Source organism: Bifidobacterium sp. LH_558 (assembly GCF_056356295.1).
The window spans coordinates 174806-196508 of record NZ_JBKETZ010000006.1 but is presented as its reverse complement, the minus strand read 5'-3'; the positions used below and the strand labels follow the sequence as shown (position 1 = coordinate 196508).

The window sequence follows — 21703 nt, the reverse complement described above, 5'->3', positions numbered from 1 at the left end:
GTTTCTTTATGTGCTTCGATGCCGCCGGCCGGTTATCGGCTCAATCGTAGCGTGGTGAACTGGAAGGGCGCCAGCGTGATCGTCGCGCCTTGCGCCCGCCGGGATTCATCCGTATCGAACGCGCGGGCAAGCCCCTCGTCCAATTCGTCGTCCTCCGTGACGGCGACCTCACGCACGCTGGCCGTGGCCAATTCGTCGCACAGGGCGAGACTTGCCTTGGCCATGCCACCCGCGGCCTCATACACACGTGCGATGATATCACCGGAGCCGTCGTCGGCGGTTTTCACCCAGTCCAACACGGGCACGCCCTGGACCTTCTCAAGACTCACCAACGGCCGGAACACGGGCACCTCCCCCAAATCCGGGGTAGTCAGACGCGCGGCGTCGGCGAGCACGGCGGTCATGTCGGCGTCGGCCACCACACTCCAGGCGAAGGAATGCATGCCCTGGTCGGTGCGCGGATCGGGATACAACGGCGCGCTGAGCAGAGACAGGCGAATCATTGTGCCGCGCCCGCCATGCAGTTCACCGATGTCTGATCCGTAGGTGCTGGCGTTGACGACGGCGGCCGCGTAGGAGGCGTCGGCCACGCGCACGAAGCGGTGCGTGCAGCTTTCGAACTTGGCCTCGTCGCTGCGCGTGTTCTTCTGGATCGGACGTTCGACCAGACCGTATTGGCATTCGTACTGGGCGTTCAGCGCCTGCACGGCCACGGGCACGTCCACTTTGAGGAAGCGCTCCTGGGTGCGCCAATCCACGTCGGCGGCGAAATCAAGGCTTGTGGCGCCGGGTCGCAGCGTGATACTGGTGTCGATGCTCACGCCTTCGGCTCTGGTGGTCACCTTCACGACGGCCGAACCGTCGGCAGCCTGCTCCACGCCGTAGACCATCGAGTCGTCCATACCGTCGGCGCAAAGGAAGGCGTCACGTTGGATATCCCAAGCGTCCCAATGGAAGGGCTCGTCGCGCAGCAGTTCGTAACGCCCGATGCCGGTGCCGTCGGGCACCAGTTCACGTTCGGAGGTGAGGTCGATCATCGAGGAGACGATGCCGCTGGGCAGGATGGTGACGCGAAGCAGACCATTGTCAAGCACGATGGACTCGCCCTCACGACGCACCGCCACCCTTTCGGCAGCATCCGCCGCGGTGATGGCGGAAGACTCACGCACGGTCCATGCCGCCACGGGATCGCCGGCATACGGCGTGATGACCGCATGCTCCACCAGTTCGGAGTCAGGTTCCGCGGCGGCGATGGCATGCGCCGCATCCCGCGCGATGGCGTGCAGTCGTTCGATGTCGCGCGCGTATTCCTCGCGTGCCTGGCGATGCACCCATGCGATGGCGGAACCGGGCAGAATGTCGTGAAATTGGTTGAGCAGCAGCGTCTTCCAGATGGAGTCCAGCTCCTCGCGTGGATAGGTGTAGCCGACGTTCTTCAGCGAAGCGGCGGCGCACAGGTATTCGGCGGCACGCAGCATCGACTCCTCGTCGCGGCAGCCGCGCTTCATATCCTGCTGGGAGGTGAGCGTACCGCGATGCAGTTCGAGATACAGCTCCCCCTTGAACACCGGAGTCTCGCCTCGCGCGTCATCCACGATGTCGCGGCGCACGCGGTCGAACAGTTCGTCCGGCGTGCCGAAATCCACTTTGGGGCAGCCAGCCAAATCACGGTCGCGCCGCACACGAGCGGTCATCTCGCGCGTGGGACCGCCGCCGCCATCGCCCCAGCCGTAGAGCAGGATGGCATTGCGTGACAGATCCTTGTCGAGGAAGTTGCGTTGCGAATACTGCACCTCATGCATACTCATGGACGAGCAGTAGGTGTCGGACGGCGGGAAATGCGTGAGAATCGCGGTGCCGTCGATGCCCTCCCACTCGAAGGAGTGGTGTGGGAATTTGGTGGTATCGTTCCACGAAATCTTCTGAGTCAAGAACCAGTCGAATCCCGCACGACGGGCAATCTGCGGCCAGGCACCCGAATAGCCGAAGCTATCCGGCAGCCAGATGCCGCGCGGTTCCACGCCCAGATGGTCTTTGAAATAGCGGCGGCCGAAGGTGATTTGACGGATCAGCGATTCGCCGGTGGGCACCATATTGTCGGATTCGACCCACATGCCGCCCACGGGGATGAAGCGTCCCTCCTCGATGCGCTGCTTCATACGGGCGAATAGATCGGGATGCTCGACTTCGAGCCAGGCGTATTGCTGGGCGGAGCTCATCGCATAGGTGAAGTCGGGATCCTCGTCCATCAGGGCGAGCACATTGGAGACGGTGCGCGCCACCTTGCGGCGCGTCTCACGCACCGGCCACAGCCATGCCGAGTCGATATGAGCGTGACCGATGGCGATATGGCTGATGGCGCTGGATGAGGCATGTTCGGCCAGTACGCCGGCGAGTTCGCCGCGCGCGGCGGCCACGGTGCCTGGCTTGCGCTCGTCGTAGGCGTTCAGCGAGCGCTGCAGCGCCTTGGCGAGCTGCCAATAGCGTGGATCGTCGTCTTTAAGTTCGCGGATCAGGGACGAGACGGTTTCCAAATCCATGTAATAGTCGAACATGCTTTTGTTGAATGCGCACACATCCATGCGGCTGAGCGTGTAGCCGCTGGGGTTGCCGTCCGCGCACTCCCCCAGCTCGGTTTGGGAGAAGGGCGTCGGCCCTTCGACGAAGGGGTTGGCCGCGGCTTCGACGTATACGGTGAAGTTGCCGTCGGTGTCCAACTCCACGTTGGGGGTGCCGTCGGCGGCAACCAACGGAATCCAACTGTTGCGCGGGTTCGCGGATTTGATGGCGGTGCCGTCGGCTCGATAGAACAGGCCTTCGGATTGGAATCCCGGACCGCGGTGCGTCATCCATCCCAAATCGACGGAGAGTTCGACCGGACGGCCTTGGGCCGCGGCAAGGTCCACATGTCCGGTGACTTCGAACCAGGTGGTGCCCCAGGTGGTGCCCCAAGCGCCCGGAACGGCGAAGTCTCGCCATTCGACTTGTCCCGCACGCACGCGGGACAGGAAATCCCCCGAAGGCTCGGGCTCACCGGGATTATCCACGGCGCGCAAGGTGCAGTGCGCGAGGGTGGAGTGGATGTGGGGTTCGACGCGCTGCTGCATGACGCGCTCGCATCGCGCCAGCTGCTGGTCGGGTAGCAGGAACATATCGACGTCTCCTAAATGTGGGTTACGTTCGTTGTTATTTGGAATTGGCTTTGGAATTCCGAATCGGTCTTGGGGCGAATCGGCGGGTCACGGCCGCCATGAGGCGTTTTCTCCTCATGGCGGCCGTTTTCGCTCTATCGGCTGATGCGCAACGTGGCCAGCTGGAAGGGGGCGAGATGGATCCGCGCGCCTTGGGCGGGCATGGATCCGCGTGTCTCGAGGCATACCGGCAGGTCGGCGGCGAGATCGTCGCCTTCCGTCACACCGGTTTCGCGAACCGTGCCACCGGTGAAGAGGTCCGCGACATGCAGCGTGGCTTTGGCCCGCCCGCCGGCCGCCTCATACAGGCGCACGATAAGGTCGCCGGAGCCGTCGTCGGCCAGTTTGATCCAGTCGATCACCGGCACACCTTCCTGAACGGCGAGGGAGGCGAGCGGCGCGATCGCGGGCACGTCATGCAGCAGCGGGGCGTTGAGTTCGGCGGCGGTCTGCAACGTGCGTTCGATGGTCGCGTCGGCCAGAACGGTCCAGCGGAACTCATGCGTGCCGATGTCGGTGCGTGGGTCCGGGAACACCGGCGCGCTCAGCAGCGACAGGCGGAACATCGTGCCGGGCGTGCGTCCGATGGTCGCGTCGGCCGCGATGGGGGCGACGTCGGAGCCGTACACCGATCCGTTGGCCACGGCCACCGAATATCCCGGCTCGTTGACGCGCACGAATCTGCGGGTGCAGCTTTCGTATTTGGCTTCGTCTTCGCGGCTGTTCTTCGCAATGGGACGCTCGACCAGACCGTACTGGCAGTCGTATTGGGCCTGTGTGGCGCCCACCGCGACCGGGAATCCCACTTTGAGGAAGCGTTCCTTCTCATGCCAGTCCACTGTGGCGGCGAAGTCCAACTGGCTCGCGCCGGAGGCGAGCGAGATCGTCGTATCGATGGCGCTGTGTGAGAATTCGACACGTGTCGTCACGCACGCCACGCCCCGCTCGTCAGAGGAGACGCTGACGATGCGGCCGCCGCCGATAATATCGCGGTTCAGGAAGGCGTCGCGCTCGATATCCCAGGCGTCCCATACGGAAGGCTCGTCGTGCAGCAGCTCGTAGACACCGAGTCGCATGTCGATGGGCACGAGTTCTCGGTCGCGTCGTTTGTCGACCAACGATGCGATGGTGCCATCGGATTCGATGGTCGCGGCGAGCAGACCGTTGTCGATGACCACGCGGCCGTCACGCTGGTCGATGGCGACGGATTCGCCGTCATCGGTGGCGCAAGCGGTGGCAGCCGGCGTCCATGAGCCGCCGTCAGCACGGTATTGCGCGATGCGCGCCTCGGCGAGCAGGTCGGCGTTCGGATTCGAAGCGCGCAGGGCCGCGCAGGCCTCTTGCGCGATTTCGGCCAGACGCTTCAGATCGCGGGCGTAGTCGGCACGGGCCTCTCGATGCACCCATGGAATCGAGGAACCGGGCAGAATGTCGTGGAATTGGTTGAGCAGCAGCGTTCTCCAGATGGAGCCCAACTCCTCGCCCGGGTAGGCATAGCCTTGGCCGTCGGCCAACGACGCGGCGGCGCACAGGTATTCGACGGTGCGCAGCAGTGATTCCTCCTCACGGCAGCCGCGCTTCATCTCCTGCTGGGCGGTCAATGTGCCGCGGTGCAGTTCCAGATACAACTCGCCCTTGAACACCGGCATCTCTTCGCCGGCGTTGCGTTCAAGCTGCGCACGCGCGGCGTCGAAGAACTCGTCGGGCGATTCGATTTCCACATTGGGCAGGCCTTCGAGATCGCGGAAGCGGTGCAGGCTGCCGATCATCTCACGCGTGGGTCCGCCACCGCCATCGCCATAGCCGAAGAGCATCAGCGCACGGTCCGAAAGATCCTTGTCTTGGAAGTTGTGTTCGGTGTAGACCATCTCTTTGGCCGTAACCCATGCCGCGTAGGTGTCGGACGGCGGGAAATGCGTGAAGATGCGCGTGCCGTCGATGCCTTCCCATTGGAAGGAATGATGCGGGAATTTGGTGGTGTCGTTCCAGGAGATCTTCTGGGTCAGGAACCATTCATAGCCGGCGCGACGGGCGATCTGCGGCCAAGCGCCGGTATAGCCGAAGCTGTCAGGCAACCAGATGCCGCGTGGCTCCACACCCAGATGCTCTTTGAAATAGCGGCGTCCGAAGGAGATCTGACGGATGAGCGACTCGCCGTCCGGCAGATTGCCGTCGGATTCCACCCACATGCCGCCCACGGGAATGAATCGCCCCTCCTCGATGCGCTGCTTCATACGGGCGAACAGTTCGGGGCGATCCTGCTCGAGCCAGGCGTATTGCTGGGCGGAGCTCATCGCGTATTTGAAGTCCGGGGACTCATCCATCAGCGCGAGGGCATTGGAGACGGTGCGGGCCACCTTGCGGCGCGTCTCGCGCACCGGCCACAGCCATGCGGAGTCGATATGCGCGTGGCCGACCGCGCTGACGCGCATCGCCGAAGCGTTGGCGGGACGGCTCAGCACGCCCTCGAGTTCGGCGCGCGCCTGTTCCACGGAATCGAGACTTTGCTCGTCGAAGGCGTTCAGCGAGCGCTGCAGCGCCTTGCCGAGCTGGAAGTAGCGGGCGGACTGTTTGTCGGGCAGTTCGGCCATCAGCCCCGACACGGCGTCCAGATCAAGCCAGTAGTCCTCGAAGCGGGCGTCGTATTCGGTCAAAGACGCCGAGCGGAAGATGTATTGCTCTTCGGGTTTGCCGGTGGCCCGGTCGCCGAGTTCGGTTTCGATGAACGGAGTCACGCCGAGCAGCAGCGGATTGCAGGCGGCCTCGAGATACACGGTGAAGTCGCCGCTCTCACCGATATCGGTGTGGCGCGTGCCGTCGGAGTCGATGAAGGGCACCCAGTAGTTGCGCGGGTGCACGGCTTTGATCACCGTGCCGTCCGGCCGGTAGACCATGCCTTCGATGTGTCCGCCGACCGAATGGTCGTACCAGCCCAGGTCGAGGATCAGTTCAAGCGGGCGGCCCTGCGGATAGCCCTGCGGTACGCGTCCGGTGAGTTTGAACCACACGGTGCCCCAGGTGGTGCCCCACGGCGAGCCTGCCTCGAAAGGTTCGAACTGAATCTCGCCGCGCTCCAGTTTGGAGAAGAACTCATCGACCGGCATCGGTTCGCCGGGGATGTCGAAGGATTCGATGGACAGGGATTCAATGACCGGATGGATGTGGGGACGCACCCGCTGCCTGATGACTCGCGCGCAACGTTCCAACTGTTGGTCGATGTTCAGAAACATGCGTTTCCTTTGCATTCATTGCTTGGCACGGCTTCCGGCCCAAAGCCCCGCGGACCACTCCGTCCGGCTTACGACCAGAATTTACTAAACCGCTTTAGCGACAGTGTACTTGATACCCCGACACAACTCACCGCATGTCGTGGATGAAGTACGTGGCATGCGGACGACAACGAACAACACGCCGCATGAGCGGATTCCCGCCGCTTATCCAGAGCTCAACCCAATCAGCCCTGAATCATTGGCAATCTGGTGCTTTCGCGCACCAGCAACTGCGGGGACAGAATCTTCCGGTTGCCGGAGACGGGCTCCCCCGCCAGCAGTTTCAGCAGTAGATTCGCGATTTTCACACCGTATTCGCCCGCGTCGCGATGCACCGCCGTGATTGACGGATAGGCGCTTTCGCAGATGAAACTGTCCTCGAAACTCACCGTGGCCGGCATATTGTACGGATACACGCCTCCGCTGCCACGCTCCGCGCTATAGGATTGCCGCACCTTGACCTCGGTGATGACGCGGATGCTCGCGGCGGCCAAGGTCTCGCTTTCGAAGATGAACGCCGTCGGCGGCTCATCCTCCGCCAGCAGGCGCTGCGTGGCGAGAAGCGCCTTATCCATGTCGAAATCGGTGAATTCAATCCACAACGGCCCCAATCCGCGACTGGAGGTGAATCGTTCGAACGCCTTCGTGCGCTCCATGCAATAGTCGAGATGCGAATCTCCCGACAGGTAGGCGATGCGCCGATGCCCCAACAGGGTCAGATGCGTCAGAATCGTCTCCATGGTCCGCGAATCGTCGATGGATAGGGACGGCACGATATCGTCGGGATCGGGACCGCCCGCCAGCACCGCCGGCAGACCGAGGTCGCGCAGCAGCTTCGGTCTGGGATCGTCGGCCCGCAAATCCACAAGAATCACCCCGTCCACGCGTTTGCTGCGCGCCCAATCGCGGTATACGGACATCTCCTCACGCGTCGACTTGCAGGGGCGGAACAGCAGACCGTAGCCTTGCCGGCTCAACGACTCGTGGATTCCCGCCATGAAATGCAGCATGAACGTCTCGGTCTGATACCCCTCGCTGGATCTCGACGGCGCGAAACCGATCGTCATCGTCTTGTTCGACCCCAACGCGCGCGCGGCATAGGTGGGGGTCCACCCCAGCCTGGCGGCGGCTTCGCGCACATTGCGCTTGGTCTCCTCGGACACGCCCGGCTTGTCGTTGATGGCGAACGAAACGGCCGTCTGGGAGATGCCCAATTCGTCGGCGATGTCCTTCAGACTGACGGCTCCATGCCGCGAGGCCGGTTTGCCTTGCGCGCTCATGAGTATCTTCCTTTCCTACGTTCTCGACCATGCTCCGATATCCGCCGACATCCTCCGCGCCTCCGGCTGCTATCGGCCGGCGAAGCGCCTCATTGAGAACGGGCGCGAATCCGGGAGCGGCGCATCACTCGGTGTGAACACGAAATCCCAGCCCTCCTTGGCCCTTGTCCGCCATCGTCTTCCGGCCCACGCCACTGGTTCGAGGTGACGTCCTGTTCCAGTATGCCACGTTCGGCCTATTCCCTTGCCCCAGCCGCAGCGCATGGCGCGTCGGCCATCGCCTCCCGACCAAAGACGGCGTTCGGGCCGGCAGGTATCGCCACCCACCGGCCCGAACGCCTTTATCATCATTGGTTGCTGCAAGCACGCCCGTCCGAGCCGTGGCGGTCTATTGCGCCATGGCGGCTTCGAGCGATGGATCGGACACCGCGCTGTAGGCGTGTCCGGCCCGCAGTTGAGGAGCCACCGTCCGTGCGACGCCTCGGGTGGCCATCGCTTCGGGATCGGCGGCCGTGGCCGACGTGATGAGTGCGGGACGCTGCCCTTGGATGGCGAGATCCATCCACGCCTCGAATAATGACCCGCCCGGCGAACAGGCGCTTCTGAGAATCGGCGCGCCTTCATCGTCGACGGGGACGACCACCGCGACGGCGTTCTCGCGCACGACTTCATCATGCCGATGCTCTTGGGCGAGGCGTCCGAACTCACGCCCGATCGGCTTGAGTTCGCCCCGCTCATCGAACAGGCCGAGATCATGTTCGAACGGCGGGAAATCAGCCATCGCATGATTCACATCATGCGAACACCACCAGGTGACGCCATACAAGCCTGGGCATTCCAACGCGGATTCAACCGAACGGGCGCAGAAAGCCACGGTGTCGCGCTCGTCGATGACGTTGCCGGGAGCGCCGATTTCCTGCAGCCAGACCGGGCGAAGAGGATCGTCGGCAAAGGCCTTGGCCAGTTCGATGAGATATTGACCATGGCGGACGCTCTGCTCGGACATGCCACCGTAATGCTGGGCGGTGCCGTTGAACACCCATGAATGGATGATGCTCATGTCTCCGATATTCGCCGCCTGGCGGGGCATGAAGGCATGGCCGTCTGCGTACCATACGGCGTCGTTCTCGCTGTGGACGAGGATATGGCCTTGCTCACGCGCTTGACGTTCGACCGGGGCCATCAGTGAGGTCAGCCAGCCTTCGATTTCGCCCGTGGTGGCCGGCATGCGACGCGGATGCGAGCGGTCGGCGAACTGGTTGCATTCGTTGCCCAGCGTGAGCCCTTTGAAATTGGGCTCGTCTGCGAGCGCGCCATACAACGCCTCGACCAGATTCGCCTGCGCCGCGACGGCATCGGCGTCGGCGAACATGCTGGTCTCATGCCAGGAGACCAGCCAGGCCGGCACGAAGTCGAAGCTGGACAGATGCCCTTGGATCACGTCGACATAGGCATCAAGACCATGGCTCGAGGCGATTTCGACCATGCGGCGCACATCCTCGAGTCCCTTGCGGTTGATCCAGGTGCGGTTGGGCTGCAGCACGGGCCACAGCGGGAAGATTCGGATATGGTCCATGCCAAGCCGCGCGATCTGCTCGAGATCACGCTCCACCGAATCCCAGTGGGGGTCGAGCCAGAAATGGAACCATCCATCCGATGGGGTGTAGTTGACTCCGAAACGCATATGATAGATTCCTTTGTTATCCCTTGATTCCGCCTGATTCCACGCCTTTGAAGAAGTGGCGCTGGAAGATCAGGAAGAATATGACGATCGGAACCAGGGCGATCACCGTGCCGGCCGCAATCAGACGCGGATCGGATACGAACTGGTTCTTCAGTCGATTCAGGCCCACCGTAAGGGTGTATACGGAATCGTCTCCCAGAATGATCAACGGCCACAGGAAGTCGTTCCACGCTCCGACGAATGCGAAGATGACGACGACCGTCATCGTCCCTTTGACCTGCGGCAGACATACGTTGAAGAACCGCTGCCACACATTCGCGCCATCGACCTTCGATGCCTCCTCAAGCTCCATGGGGATGCCGGAGAACGCGTTCATCATCAGCAGCACGTTCATGGCGGCGCACAGACCCGGCAGGGCCGCGCCCAGCAACGAGTTCTGCAGGCCGAAATTCTTCACGATGATGAACTGCGAGATCAGCAGGGTTTCGCCCGGAATCAGCATCGCGCTGAAAATCAGTACGACGACCAGGCGCTTGCCCCAGAACTTAAGGCGAGCCAACGCGTACCCGGCCAAGGTGGATCCGATGACGTTGCCGCATACGGAGATGGCGGCGACGACCAACGAATTGCCGAAGTACTTGAGCACCGGAATGCGGGTGAACGCCTCGACGAAATTATCGAACGTCGGATCTTTCGGGAGGATGTACGGCGGCACCGCATAGATGTCGTCCCCTTTGCCCTTGAAGGCGAGCGTCAGCTGCCAGAGCAGCGGACCGATGAGAACGATGAAGAACAGTGCCAGCAATGCGTACTGCAGCACTTTGCTCACGGTTTTGTTACGCATCACGCTCCACCTTCCGCTGGACGAAGAATTCGATGGCAATCAGGCTTCCGACGATCAGGAACACCAGCATGCTGATCGCTCCGGCATAACCGTATTTGGCGTTGAGACCGGTGCCGTAGTTCTTGATCAGCATCGTCATCGTGACGTCTTTGCCGCCCACGCCGCCCGTGCCTCCGGTGAGCACATAGATCTCGTTGAACACACGGAACGCGGCGGCGGACGAGAGCAGCATGATGAGCACCATCGTGGAGCGGCATCCGGGCACGGTGACATGCAGGAAACGACGTACCACGCCGGCGCCGTCAAGCGCGGCCGCCTCGTAAAGGGACTGGTCGATATTGGCCAATGCGGACAAATAGATGATCATGTAGTAGCCAAGACCCGTCCAGATGGTGATGGCCATCGCGCTGAACAGCAGCAGCCAGCGATCCGTCAGGAACGGCACTGCGTCTTTGATCCACCCGAAGGTTTGCAAGACGGAGTTCACCAATCCGCGGGTGCTCAGCAGGTTGGTCCATACCAGACCGACGATGACGCTGGAGACCACGACCGGCAGATAGAACGAGGCACGGAAGAATGCGAGGATCTTGGAATTACCGGATACCAGCGAGGCGAGGATAAGCGGCAGGATGACCATGCACGGCACCACGCACACCACGTACAGCGATGAGTTGATCAGGCCAGTGCGCACGGAATCGTCCTCAAGCATGCGCTGGTACTGCTCCAGTCCGACGAACTTGCCTGGATTGGAGAACGTCGCGTCGGTGAACGACAGACGCACCGTGTTGATGAACGGCGCGATGACGAAGATCAGCGCCACAGTGATGGCGGGAAGGACGAACAGCCATCCGGACAGGCCTCTGCCTTCACGGATGCGATGCCGCTCGTCGACGTAATCGGGAGCTTCGACGCGCGAGGTGCGCGCACCGCGCACATCACCGGAATGAGTGCGCGCGGTGCGTTCGGCGCCGTTGGAAACGGTGCGGAGGGACATCTTACTGAAGATCCTCGTTTGCGATGTCGACGACCTTGTCCAGCGCCTGTTGGGCGGTCTGCTCGCTTTGGATGGCCAGGGCGATCTGCTCACGCAGGGCGGTCTTCGCGTTCTCCGAGAACGGGGCGGGAGAGGCGAACCAGTTGTCGTCCTTCACGGCCTTCGAAGCAAGCGCGATGGCCTTGTCTTGCGGATCATCTCCCGTCGGAGAGAACGCGGCGTCGTCAATGGCGCCCTCGACGGAGGGGAAGGTGTGGGACTTGGTGCAGAATTCGGTCTGGTTCTCCTTGTTCGTGACGAAACGCGCGAACTTCATCGCCAGTTCCTTGTTCTTCGCGGTCTCGCTGACGACCAATGTCTCCATGGCCACATTCTGCTTACCGCCTTCGCCGAGCAGACGTTCGACGATGGCGAGGTTCTCGTACAGCTTGGGAGCGTTCTCCTGGAAGTCCGCCACGGAATAGGCCGATCCCGCCAGCGAAGCGACATTGCCCTGCTTGAAGGCGTCGCCCTCGCCGGTCCACTGGTTGTTCAACGCGTCGGCCGACAGCGATTTCTCGTTGTACATATCGATATAGTGCTGAACAAGGTCAACGCCCTTCTTGTCGTTGAACGTGAACTTGGTCTGATCCTCGTTCATCAGCTGGGAGCCGTACTGGCCCAGGGATTCGAGCGTGGGAACGGCGGCGACCATATTGGTGCCGGGGCAATTCTTGCCGATGGTGCTCGCCGCGTCGAACCAGTCATCCATGGTCTGCGGCACTTCGGAGACGCCGCACTGGTCGAAGATGGCCTTGTTGTAGTACTGCACACCGGAGTTGAGATACCAAGGATAGGCGTAGGCGCCGGTTTCGATGTTCTCGCCCTTGAAGGTCACGGCATCCCATGAAGATGAGGTGAACTGGCTTTCGGCGTCCGCATCGTCCTTCGACAGATTGGCGATGACGCCGGCTTTGGCGAGGCTATACGCGCCGTTCGGGCTCATATCGACCACATCGGGCAGCGTGCCGGCCGCGGCATCGGCGTTGATCTTATCGGTATAGCCGTCGGCGGGCTGGTCGATCCACTTGACGCTCGTTCCGGGATTGTCTTGTTCAAACGCCTCGATCAGGTTTTCGAAATACGGCGTATACGTGTCGTTCTTGAGGTTCCAGGTCTGGAACGTGATCTCCTTGGCGCCATCGCCGGCGGTGTCGCTGGAGCCGCAAGCGGCGATCGACGCAATCATGGCGACCGCGCCAGTCAATGCGAGCACCTTCTTCGCAGTGTTCATTGTTTTCCTTTCCTTAGGCGTCATCGTCGACAGCTTCGATGCCGCCTTGTTTGGAACTTTCGTTCCTTATGTCCCTCGTCTTTGACGGGTTAAGCGATTCGAACTAAATCGCTTTAGTTGCATATTAGCGCCTCGAAATGCAGTTGTCCAATCGACTCAAAAAAGCGGCTATATTCCACTGTTTTTCAGCGATTCTACCGGCGCGTCACGCCGTCGAACCACAGTTTTCCCACAACAATCCCCACTGAACCACATTGCCTGCGATTACTAAAAACTAAACTGCTTTACTTCATATATGCCGACATTTGTCCGATGGATGCCGACATTCGTAAGCATGGGACGAACGCGATTTGAGGACAACATCGTTCTCTGGGGGCCGACCAGCGCCGGCCGGCCCCCAGCGCGCGTCACTCCCCCAGCTGCTCGGCGACCCAGTCGACGATATAGGGTGCCACGGCCTCGATCTGGTCGATGGCCACCTCGAACTCGCGCATGCCGCCGTACCACGGATCCACCAGGTCGATGGCATCCTCACGGCCCGGCTTGGGCGTGGGCAGGTTCGGGTCGAAGCTGCGGTACATATGCACGCCGTCACGCTTGCTTGCGGGCAGCTGGCGCAGCAGCGAGCGCATATGCGAGGCGGTCATCGGCAGGAACAAATCGGTGCGCTCGATCTCGTCGGCGGTGATGCGGTGCGCGAAATGGTCGCGCGGAATCTCGTCGCCGTAGCCGCGCTCGCGCAGCACACGCACGGCGCGCGAATCGATCGGATGGCTCCACTCCTCGTCGCTCACGCCGCTCGACTCCACGACCACACGGTCGGACAGACCGCGCTCGGCGAAGAAATGGCGCAGGATGATCTCACCCATGGGGGAACGGCAGATATTGCCGGTGCACACGGTCATCACGGTATAGGGACTGATTTCGCTCATAATGGGTTCAAGCCTCTCGTTTCGTCGCTCAATGCGTTGCTCAATGCAAGACGCTCCCCTTGTCGTCGGCGAAACGATGGGGAGCGTTGCGATGGATGTCAGCGGTTCTTCTCGAAAATAGCGAATTTATACTCGCTGATGCCGTTCTCGGGGTTCTTCGGTTCCAGCCACAGCGATTCCTCGACCACATGCCATGCGCCGGCCTCGACCAGCGCGAGCACATCGGGCGCGTACGTATCGGCCTCGACCTGGGCGCGGATCCTCGTGACATACGCCTTATCGGCGAACGGCAGGGCCTCAGTGAACAGCTGCGCGCCGCCGATGACCCAGATTTCGCTGCGGTCAAGTCCGTCATCCGGAATGGCCTCCTGACGCGCCAGATCCAGCGCGTCCTCAAGGCTGGAGACGACCGTCGCTCCGGGCGCATGGTACTGCGGATCATGGGAGACGACGATGTTGTCGCGGTTGGGCAGCGGACGATACTTGACGTCCAGCGACTCCCACGTGCGCCGCCCCATAATCACCGGATGGGATACGGTCAGTTCCTTGAAATGCTTCATATCCTCGGCCAGATGCCAAGGCATGCCGCCTGAAAAGCCGATGGCGCCGGCGCGATCATCCTTGTCGCGGGCCTCGGCCCAAATGAGGTTCACCGAGAAGGTTTTGGGGAAGTCGTCGCCCCAGTCCTCGGTTTCGTCAAGCCCGGCAGATCCGGGCTCGGGTTCGTGATAGCCACTGCGGCTACTGTCATGCTCCATTTCATTCACTCCTTGGGCGTGTTTGCAATGCGTTTCAGTCTATTAGGCGGCGCAGACCTCTCGACGGGGCCGCTCAGACCGCCACCGGCGCCTTGATGGTGGGATGATGCCGGTAGTCGAGAATCTCGAAATCCCCATAGTCGTAGTCGAACAGGGAGTCGGCCTTGCGGATGGCGATACGCGGGTACGGGTACGGTTCGCGTCCCAGCTGTTCGAACACCTGGTCGATGTGGTTGTCGTACACATGGCAGTCGCCGCCGGTCCACACGAACTCCCCCGGTTCAAGACCCGCCTGCTGCGCGATCATCAGCGTGAGCAGCGAGTAGGAGGCGATGTTGAACGGCACGCCGAGGAACATGTCGCACGAACGCTGGTAGAGCTGGCAGCTCAGCCGTCCGTCGGCCACATAGAACTGGAACAGCGCGTGGCACGGCGGCAGCGCCATATGCTCCACCTCGGCCGGATTCCATGCGGAGACGACCATGCGGCGCGAGTCGGGGTTGTTTTTGACCAAATCGATCACGTTGGCGATCTGGTCGATGGTGCGGTTCGGATCCTCGGGCGTGGGCGCGGGCCAGGAACGCCACTGCGCGCCGTAGACGGGGCCGAGGTCGCCGTTCTCGTCCGCCCATTCGTCCCAGATATGCACGTTGTGATCGGTCAGATACTGGATGTTCGTGGAGCCTTTGAGGAACCACAGCAGCTCGTAGGCCAGGCCTTTGAAGAACACGGTTTTGGTGGTAAGCAGCGGGAAGGATTCGGACAGGTCGAATCGCATCTGCTGGCCGAACAGCGAGATCGTGCCGGTGCCGGTGCGGTCGGATTTGAGCGTGCCTTCGGTCAGGATCTTACGCACGAGATCCTCGTAGGGCATCGCGATATCGGTGTCGGGCCGCACGGGAATGCGGGAGCGGATGTCATCGAGCTGTTCTTGTGTCAAAGCCATGCGCTCCAGTCTAGAGCAGACCCGCGAGTGCCGCCATCCGCTGCCCCGCCAAGACCGCCCGCCCCAGTGGAGCCGCACGGCGGAATCCGGCGAATACGCGGGGGTTAGGAAGGCCGCGTGTCTCATCGCAGGGCGCAATATAGACGATTCTTCGCGAGGATGCGGTTAGATTGGAGAAGCGGCGCATCCATACGCGCCACACACGCCAACACATCAAGGAGGCATTATGGGCAAGCGACTGTGGGTCGAGCGCAACAAGGACGGCAGCTGGGACGCGTACAGCGACGACGGCGCGCATATCAAATTCGGTAAGGACCGCGGCCAGTTCACGCCGGGCGATCTGATGAAGATCGCGCTGGCCGGCTGCGCGGCGCTGTCCAGCCAGTTCGCCATCGAACACACGCTGGGCGAGGGCAAGGGCGCGAAAATCGTCGTGGACGGCACCTACGACGCCGACCATGACGCCTACATCAACTTCAACGAGCAGCTGGTTGTCGACGCCACCGACGCCGATCTGAGCGACGAGGACGCCGCCAAGCTGGCCGAGCGCATCACCCGCCACGTGGACAAGGGCTGCACGGTGAAGCACACCTACGTGCAGGAGACTCCCGTGCGCATGGATGTGACGGTTCGCCGCTAAATCCGCTCACACATACGAAAAGGGGATTCCCGAGCCAATTGTTCGTTGGTTCGGGAATCCCCTTTCGTATGCGTGTTTCGAAAACCTACGCCTGACGGTCGGGATCGATGGTGGTTTCGATTTCGGCGACGGTCGCCGCGTCGGCCTTGGGCACCGGCACCTCTTCGACGCCGGAGATATCCTCCAGAGCCATCGTCGGCACGTCGGCGGGCGAGCTCGGCACGGTGTCCAGACGGGATTCCGCGGCCTCGACGTACTTGCGCGGCACCACATACACCGGGCCGACCGCATGCTGCAGCAGTCCCTGGCTGGTGGAGCCCAGCAGCAGGCCGGTGAAGCCGCCGCGGCCACGCGAACCGACGACGACCACATCATGGTCGTAGCTGGCCTTGGTCAGCGCGTTCACGGCAGGGCCGGACACAATCTGCTTGTTGATGGTCAGGTTGGGATGGGCCTCCTGCAGCGGCTTCAGGCGCACGGACAGATCCTCCATATAGGAGTCCATCACGCCTTCCTCGCCTTCGACGCCCTTCAGGTTCGGCACAGCGGAGAGCACGTCGAGTTCGGCGCCCCACACGTCGGCGAAGTCCGCGGCGATCTCCAGAGCCTTCAGGCCCCACTTGGATTCGTCGGATCCCACCGCCACCTTGGTGATGGTGTTGTTCAGGTGCATCAGATTGCCGTCGTCATCGGTGTAGGGCACGACCACGATCGGGCAGTACGCGTAGGCGGGCAGCGACGACGAGGTGGTGCCCAGCAGACGCTCGGCCAGACCACCCTTGCCGCGGTTGCCGATCACGATGAGGTTGTAGTTGCGGCTCAGCTCCACGAACACGGAGGCGGGGTCGCCGGTGACGATCAACGTGGCGGCCTCGACGCCCTGCTCGTCGGCGATGGCCTTGGCCTTCGAAAGAATCTCCTGCGCGTCGGAATGCGCGGCGTTATCGTCCCCCATGGCGGTATACGTGGCGTCGAACGACACCGCGGCATAACTCGGCAATGAATACGCGCACACGATCTGCAGCGTCAGCCCCGCATGCTTGGCGTAGTTCGCGGCCCACCATGTGGCCTTATAACTGGCATGCGACCCGTCCACACCGACGAGAATGGCCTTGTCGTTGATCATGACGACCTCCTTCAAGTATCGACGGCGAGGATGCCGTCTCTTAGACAACAACAATACCGCCGATGCAGGGGGAAGAAACGCATATTGCGCCGAAAAAATAACGAGCGCCCTCTTTCGAAGGCGCTCGTCAGTCGAATATACCGCGAATTGGCGATTCGTGTGGAATTACAGCACGCGAATGTAGTAGTAGCTGCTCGGGACCACGGAGGCGACCGAGGAGATTCCGGTGCCCATCGAAGCGTTCATCGCGTGGATCATCAGACCATTGCCGAGATAGATGCCGGCATGGGACAGGTCGGTGGAGATCATCAGGTCGCCGGGCTGCGGATCGGACACGTGGGTGCCGGCGTTGACCTGGGCGTATGTGGTGCGGCCGATGCTCTTGCCGAACTGGGCGAACACATACTGCGTGAAGCCGGAACAATCCCAGCCGGAGGGCGAGCTGCCGCCATACACGTACGGATAACCGGCGAACTGCGTGGCATAGGAGGCCAGTGCGGAGGCGTCGGCGCTGGCGGGAACGGAGGGGGTCGCGACCGTGGTGGTCGCGGTGGTCTCAGTGGAAGTCAAAGACTCACGCTGCTGGGAACGATCGGCGGCCTGGGCCTGCGCTTGGGCGGCGGCCTCTTCTTCGGCCTGAGCCTGGGCTTCGGCATCCTTCTCGGCCTGGGACTGGGTCTGCGGAACGTCAAGAGATTCGATGGAACCCCAATCGGAGTCCTCTTCCACGGTGGTCGAAATCGCCTCGGCGTAAAGATTCTTCTTCACCGCGGTGGCCTTCGGGAACGAACGGGCGGAGGTGACGACGTCCGAATCCTCGGCTGTCGCACTGGGAGCCACGAAGGCGAGAGAGACGCCGCACATCGCAACAGCGGCGCACATCGCTACAACTTGTTTACTCTTCATCAGGGCACGACCCTATCACCGAAGGAATACACAGCAATTTGGTCGGAAGCGAAAAGGTATGTCGGAATTGGCGACACGCCGAAGCTACGGAATGCGGACGACGGCGGTCACACTGCTGGTCTGCGCGCTGGCCAAGGCCACGGTGGAACCGTTCCAACCGCCATGAACGGCCTGTCCATTGCCCACATACAGCGCCACATGGTCGTAATGCGCGCCACCGTTCCAACCGCCCGTATAGGCGTAGATAAGAATGTCGCCGGCCTGCATGGTGCCATCGGTGACCACATAGCCGCCGGGCACATTGAGATAATCCTCGGGCCAACCATGGAAGCTGATGCCGCGGGCGGCAAGGGCGGCGGTCACCAACGCGGTGCAATCCATATTCGCGCCGATCAGCGCGTAGGCGCGGTCGACTGCGGCTGCCGCACCGGCCGAGCTGCTGCTGCCGGCGTCTGTCCACGTCGACGAGGATGAGGACGAGGACGAAGTCGATGACGAGCTCAGCGATTCACGCGAATTGTTGCGGTTGGCGGCCTGCGCTTGGGCGGTGGATTCCTGTTCGGCCTGGGCTGCGGCCTCTTCCTCGGCCTGAGCCTGCTCTTCGGCGTCCTTTTCGGCCTGGGACTGGGTCTGCGGCACATCGAGGGTTTCGATGGAACCCCAGTCGGCGTCCGCGTCGACCTGCGTGGAGGTGCTTTCCACCGTCAGGTCCTTGCGCACCGTTGTAATGGAGGGGAAGGAACGGGTGGAGGTGACCGTGGCGTCCGAGGCGACGGCCGTTGGCGCAGACGCGAGGAGGCAAGCCGCCGCGGCGCACGCGGCGATGGAGGTTGAAATCGCAGAGGCCTTCATAAGGCATCACCCTAACATGACGTACCGTGCTAATACCCGGCGTCGGGATGCCCGAACAGCCAAGCTCTCCTGTTTTGTTCGGCGTGTCGCGATGCAAATCACCACGGACGCGATGAAACGCACAGGCTCAAGAAAGAGATCCGCGCGGATGAGGCCCGACTTGCGAATCAGTAGTGAATATAAGTGAACTGGGCCGCCTGCTCTGCGGTGAAGGTGCGGGTGGAGACCACGCCCAAGCCCTTGGCGTTCGATTCGCTGATTTCGATGGAACCGTCCGCGTTCACCTTCTCCACCACGGCCACATGGCCATAGTAGGAATCGGCGCTTTCCTGACCCGGGGAGAACACCACGACGTCGCCGGTGTGGCGGGCGGTGTTGTCGACCCAATAGCCCAGCGCGGAGGCGGTGACGCCCCAGCTGAGGGCGTTGCCGAAGGTGCCGCTGGTGGGCAGGCCGAGCTCGGCGCGACGCTGGTAGACGTACCAGGTGCACTGGCCCCACGGATACTGGTTGCTTTCCGTGCCGACCGAGTGGTTCGGGTCGAAACCGTCGGGAAGCAGACCGTAGTCGCCATCCATCAGAGCGGCGACAACCGGATTGTTCGCCTGCGAGCGGGACATCAGATTCGTATCAAGAGAAGACATGTCGCCCAACTGCCAGTCGCCCTCATTCGAGGTCTGCTGGGTGGAGGCGTCGGAAGACAACGATTCACGGGTTTCGGAGCGGGAGACGGTGGACGAATCGGCGCCGATGCGCTTCATCTGAGTGGTGGTGGTCGAAGCATCGGCCAGCAGGGTGGTGGACTCGTCCGGGTTGGCGAACGCCATCGCAGTGGCCGCGGTGCCCACAAGAGCCGCCAGAGAGGCGGAGGACAGCATGATATTGCGGCGTTCGGCGGCGCGGGCCGCCTCGCGGATGGAACGACGGGTCAGCGGAGCCACCTCGTTGAGCTTCTCTGCCACGGCGGGATCAAGTCCCAGCACCACGCCGCCGTTGGCGGCCTGCATGGCACGCACCTTGCGCACGCTGTGGGAACCCTTGTTGGAAGAGAACAGTGCCTTTGCGAAGCTGAACTGCTGGCGGGAACCCGCAGAGGCTTTATGCGCGGCATGCTTCATAGGTCAATCACTCCTTGGAATTTGGGTTCGGGACGCACACGACGAGGGCATCACCAAACTCTCACAGTTGAGTACTCTACAACGACCGCACGTCATTTGTCTATTTCGCAAGGTCTGCCAGCCCCGCCGCAAAGTCCGACATACCGCGGTTTATCGGCCGCCACACAGCCCCGCAAACCTGCGCTTCCTTTCCGCCTTTCGAGCATCCGCCGCATTCTTCTGACGCGACGATTACCCTTGGCTATATGCCTATCACAGTGAATATCCCTCAGTCCATGCTTCCCGAGGACGGCCGTTTCGGCTCGGGCCCCAGCAAAATCCGCCACGAGCAGGTGGCGGCGCTCAACGACGGCGCCACCACGCTGCTGGGCACCTCGCATCGCCAAGCACCGGTGAAGCGCGTCGTCGCCTCCATCCGTGAGGGATTGCGGGAGTTCTTCCAGCTGCCCGACGGCTATGAGATCGCGTTGGGCAACGGCGGTGCCAGCGCATTCTGGGAGGTGGCCTGCGCCTCGCTAATCACCCGCAAGGCCGCGTTCGGCACCTACGGCTCGTTCAGCTCGAAATTCGCCAAATCCGCCGCTTTAGCACCCTTCCTGGAGGAGCCGGCCGTATATGTCGGAGAGCCCGGCACCTATCGTCTGCCCGAACTCACCGACGAGACGGACACCTACTGCTGGGCGCATAACGAAACCTCCACCGGCGTGGCCGCGCCTGTTCTCCGCGTGCCCGGCAGCCGCGAACAGGGTGCGATCACCGTGATCGACGGCACCAGCGCCGCGGGTGCCCTGCGCGTCGACGCGAACGAATTCGACGCCTACTATTTCTCCCCGCAGAAGGCCTTCGGCTCCGACGGCGGCCTGTGGGTGGCGCTGCTCTCCCCCGCCGCCATCGAACGCGCGACCTATGTGGAGCAAAGCGCCAAGCTGGAAGGCTCCCGCCGCTGGGTGCCGCCATTCCTTTCGCTCACCCAGGCGTTGGAGAACTCCCGCAAGGACCAGACGCTTAACACACCGGCCGTGGCCACACTGGTGATGATGGCGGACCAGATCCGTTGGATGAATCACAACGGCGGTATGGATTGGTCCACCGCCCGTTGCGCGAAGTCGGCCTCCCTGCTGTATGCGTGGGCGGAGCGCAGCGAGTACGCGCACCCCTTCGTCACCGATCCGGCGGCGCGTTCCAACGCCGTGGTAACCATCGACCTCGACGACTCCATCAACGCGAATCAGGTGGTGGGACTGCTGCGCGACAACGGCATCGTGGACACCTCCGGATACCGCAAGCTGGGGCGCAACCAGCTGCGCGTCGGCGTGTTCCCCTCCGTGGAGCCCGCGGATGTGATCGCACTGACGCATTGCATCGACTACATCGTCGAGCGACTCGTCTGAACCGCCGGCCCTGCCGGCCCTGCCCGGCTTGCCCGGTCTGCCCGTCCCGTCTGACCCATCCGACCCGTCCAACTCGTCTGCCCCCACGAGATAAGCTGTCCGCATGAAATTCGCCCCTATTATCGATCCGGCGGCGCGCAAACCCGCGCCCAAGCCGGTGCGCGTGGACCTGCGCAAGGCCTTCGGCATCGGAACCGGGCTGTGGATACTGGCGCTGCTGATCTGCCTGCTGTTGCGCGCGCTCGGCATCGACACGCACGATCTCGTCTACGTGTGCGAGGCGGGTGTGGTGATCGGCATTCTTCTGCTGGTATGGGAGTTCTTCGACCGCTGGGATTACCGCCGACTGGGCAAGTAGTCGGCCGGATTCCGCCCGTCCGCGGCTGACGATGCCGCACGGCCGCCCATCGGACATGGATGGGCGCCTACGCAACAGGCCCGCGCCAATACTTCGGATTCATTTGAATTCAGGTATTGACGCGGGCCTTGTCGTTATGTT

17 protein-coding genes are annotated in these 21703 nt (G+C 62.4%); 3 read left to right on the top strand and 14 right to left on the bottom strand.

The genetic code is table 11. From position 1 onward, the window contains the following. Positions 1-32 precede the first annotated feature (32 nt). From AC1AV0_RS09265 to AC1AV0_RS09220, 10 genes are all read right to left on the bottom strand, one after another. On the bottom strand, positions 33-3152 hold the full coding sequence (locus AC1AV0_RS09265) for an alpha-mannosidase (protein WP_476573297.1): 3120 nt from the start codon (positions 3150-3152) through the stop codon (positions 33-35). Between the two features lie 134 nt (positions 3153-3286). Further along, positions 3287-6421, bottom strand: coding sequence for an alpha-mannosidase (locus AC1AV0_RS09260; protein WP_476573295.1), 3135 nt, complete (start codon positions 6419-6421; stop codon positions 3287-3289). 224 nt (positions 6422-6645) lie between these two features. Continuing rightward, positions 6646-7740: a LacI family DNA-binding transcriptional regulator gene (locus tag AC1AV0_RS09255; protein WP_476573293.1), complete on the bottom strand. Its 1095-nt coding sequence runs from the start codon at positions 7738-7740 to the stop codon at positions 6646-6648. Between the two features lie 388 nt (positions 7741-8128). Then, complete coding sequence (locus tag AC1AV0_RS09250) at positions 8129-9424, bottom strand: glycoside hydrolase 5 family protein (protein ID WP_476573291.1); 1296 nt, start codon at positions 9422-9424, stop codon at positions 8129-8131. A gap of 16 nt (positions 9425-9440) precedes the next feature. Further along, positions 9441-10268, bottom strand: coding sequence for a carbohydrate ABC transporter permease (locus AC1AV0_RS09245; RefSeq protein WP_476573289.1), 828 nt, complete (start codon positions 10266-10268; stop codon positions 9441-9443). Beyond that, positions 10261-11262 (bottom strand): carbohydrate ABC transporter permease, encoded by a 1002-nt coding sequence (locus AC1AV0_RS09240; protein WP_476573287.1) that lies wholly within the window; start codon positions 11260-11262, stop codon positions 10261-10263. Before AC1AV0_RS09240 ends, AC1AV0_RS09245 begins: the two co-directional genes overlap by 8 nt. A 1-nt stretch (position 11263) precedes the next feature. Beyond that, positions 11264-12535, bottom strand: a complete 1272-nt coding sequence (locus tag AC1AV0_RS09235; RefSeq protein WP_476573282.1) for an ABC transporter substrate-binding protein — start codon at positions 12533-12535, stop codon at positions 11264-11266. A gap of 407 nt (positions 12536-12942) precedes the next feature. Continuing rightward, the gene (locus tag AC1AV0_RS09230; protein ID WP_476573280.1) at positions 12943-13467 is read right to left on the bottom strand and encodes a low molecular weight protein-tyrosine-phosphatase; all 525 of its coding nucleotides are present in this window, start codon (positions 13465-13467) and stop codon (positions 12943-12945) included. Between the two features lie 98 nt (positions 13468-13565). Further along, positions 13566-14225 carry a dihydrofolate reductase gene (locus tag AC1AV0_RS09225; protein ID WP_476573278.1) on the bottom strand — a complete coding sequence of 220 codons (660 nt, stop codon included), beginning with the start codon at positions 14223-14225 and terminating at the stop codon, positions 13566-13568. A gap of 73 nt (positions 14226-14298) precedes the next feature. Continuing rightward, positions 14299-15099 carry a thymidylate synthase gene (locus tag AC1AV0_RS09220; RefSeq protein ID WP_476573333.1) on the bottom strand — a complete coding sequence of 267 codons (801 nt, stop codon included), beginning with the start codon at positions 15097-15099 and terminating at the stop codon, positions 14299-14301. Positions 15100-15397: 298 nt separating this feature from the next. Here AC1AV0_RS09220 and AC1AV0_RS09215 point away from each other — a divergent pair, with 298 nt between their 5' ends. Continuing rightward, positions 15398-15811, top strand: coding sequence for an OsmC family protein (locus tag AC1AV0_RS09215; protein WP_476573276.1), 414 nt, complete (start codon positions 15398-15400; stop codon positions 15809-15811). An 85-nt stretch (positions 15812-15896) separates the two neighbouring features. On the opposite strand, the gene AC1AV0_RS09210 is transcribed toward AC1AV0_RS09215, so the two are convergent. The 4 genes from AC1AV0_RS09210 to AC1AV0_RS09195 all read right to left on the bottom strand — a co-directional run bounded on the left by AC1AV0_RS09210 (position 15897) and on the right by AC1AV0_RS09195 (position 19813). Further along, positions 15897-16937 (bottom strand): universal stress protein, encoded by a 1041-nt coding sequence (locus tag AC1AV0_RS09210; RefSeq protein ID WP_476573274.1) that lies wholly within the window; start codon positions 16935-16937, stop codon positions 15897-15899. 165 nt (positions 16938-17102) lie between these two features. Beyond that, positions 17103-17819, bottom strand: coding sequence for a C40 family peptidase (locus AC1AV0_RS09205; RefSeq protein WP_476573272.1), 717 nt, complete (start codon positions 17817-17819; stop codon positions 17103-17105). Positions 17820-17927: 108 nt separating this feature from the next. Next, complete coding sequence (locus tag AC1AV0_RS09200) at positions 17928-18545, bottom strand: NlpC/P60 family protein (protein WP_476573270.1); 618 nt, start codon at positions 18543-18545, stop codon at positions 17928-17930. Positions 18546-18862: 317 nt separating this feature from the next. Then, positions 18863-19813 (bottom strand): CHAP domain-containing protein, encoded by a 951-nt coding sequence (locus tag AC1AV0_RS09195; protein ID WP_476573268.1) that lies wholly within the window; start codon positions 19811-19813, stop codon positions 18863-18865. Positions 19814-20058: 245 nt separating this feature from the next. Here AC1AV0_RS09195 and serC point away from each other — a divergent pair, with 245 nt between their 5' ends. Next, complete coding sequence (gene serC / locus AC1AV0_RS09190; protein WP_476573266.1) at positions 20059-21204, top strand: phosphoserine transaminase; 1146 nt, start codon at positions 20059-20061, stop codon at positions 21202-21204. A gap of 103 nt (positions 21205-21307) precedes the next feature. Beyond that, positions 21308-21562 (top strand): DUF2530 domain-containing protein, encoded by a 255-nt coding sequence (locus AC1AV0_RS09185; RefSeq protein ID WP_476573264.1) that lies wholly within the window; start codon positions 21308-21310, stop codon positions 21560-21562. Positions 21563-21703 lie beyond the last annotated feature (141 nt).

Coding starts and splice junctions, on each gene's coding strand:
- AC1AV0_RS09265 (WP_476573297.1), bottom strand. CDS start 3,152: ATGTTCCTGCTACCCGACCAGCAGCTGGCGCGATGCGAGCGCGTCATG.
- AC1AV0_RS09260 (WP_476573295.1), bottom strand. CDS start 6,421: ATGTTTCTGAACATCGACCAACAGTTGGAACGTTGCGCGCGAGTCATC.
- AC1AV0_RS09255 (WP_476573293.1), bottom strand. CDS start 7,740: ATGAGCGCGCAAGGCAAACCGGCCTCGCGGCATGGAGCCGTCAGTCTG.
- AC1AV0_RS09250 (WP_476573291.1), bottom strand. CDS start 9,424: ATGCGTTTCGGAGTCAACTACACCCCATCGGATGGATGGTTCCATTTC.
- AC1AV0_RS09245 (WP_476573289.1), bottom strand. CDS start 10,268: ATGCGTAACAAAACCGTGAGCAAAGTGCTGCAGTACGCATTGCTGGCA.
- AC1AV0_RS09240 (WP_476573287.1), bottom strand. CDS start 11,262: ATGTCCCTCCGCACCGTTTCCAACGGCGCCGAACGCACCGCGCGCACT.
- AC1AV0_RS09235 (WP_476573282.1), bottom strand. CDS start 12,535: ATGAACACTGCGAAGAAGGTGCTCGCATTGACTGGCGCGGTCGCCATG.
- AC1AV0_RS09230 (WP_476573280.1), bottom strand. CDS start 13,467: ATGAGCGAAATCAGTCCCTATACCGTGATGACCGTGTGCACCGGCAAT.
- AC1AV0_RS09225 (WP_476573278.1), bottom strand. CDS start 14,225: ATGGAGCATGACAGTAGCCGCAGTGGCTATCACGAACCCGAGCCCGGA.
- AC1AV0_RS09220 (WP_476573333.1), bottom strand. CDS start 15,099: ATGCCCTACGAGGATCTCGTGCGTAAGATCCTGACCGAAGGCACGCTC.
- AC1AV0_RS09215 (WP_476573276.1), top strand. CDS start 15,398: ATGGGCAAGCGACTGTGGGTCGAGCGCAACAAGGACGGCAGCTGGGAC.
- AC1AV0_RS09210 (WP_476573274.1), bottom strand. CDS start 16,937: ATGATCAACGACAAGGCCATTCTCGTCGGTGTGGACGGGTCGCATGCC.
- AC1AV0_RS09205 (WP_476573272.1), bottom strand. CDS start 17,819: ATGTGCGCCGCTGTTGCGATGTGCGGCGTCTCTCTCGCCTTCGTGGCT.
- AC1AV0_RS09195 (WP_476573268.1), bottom strand. CDS start 19,813: ATGAAGCATGCCGCGCATAAAGCCTCTGCGGGTTCCCGCCAGCAGTTC.
- serC (WP_476573266.1), top strand. CDS start 20,059: ATGCCTATCACAGTGAATATCCCTCAGTCCATGCTTCCCGAGGACGGC.
- AC1AV0_RS09185 (WP_476573264.1), top strand. CDS start 21,308: ATGAAATTCGCCCCTATTATCGATCCGGCGGCGCGCAAACCCGCGCCC.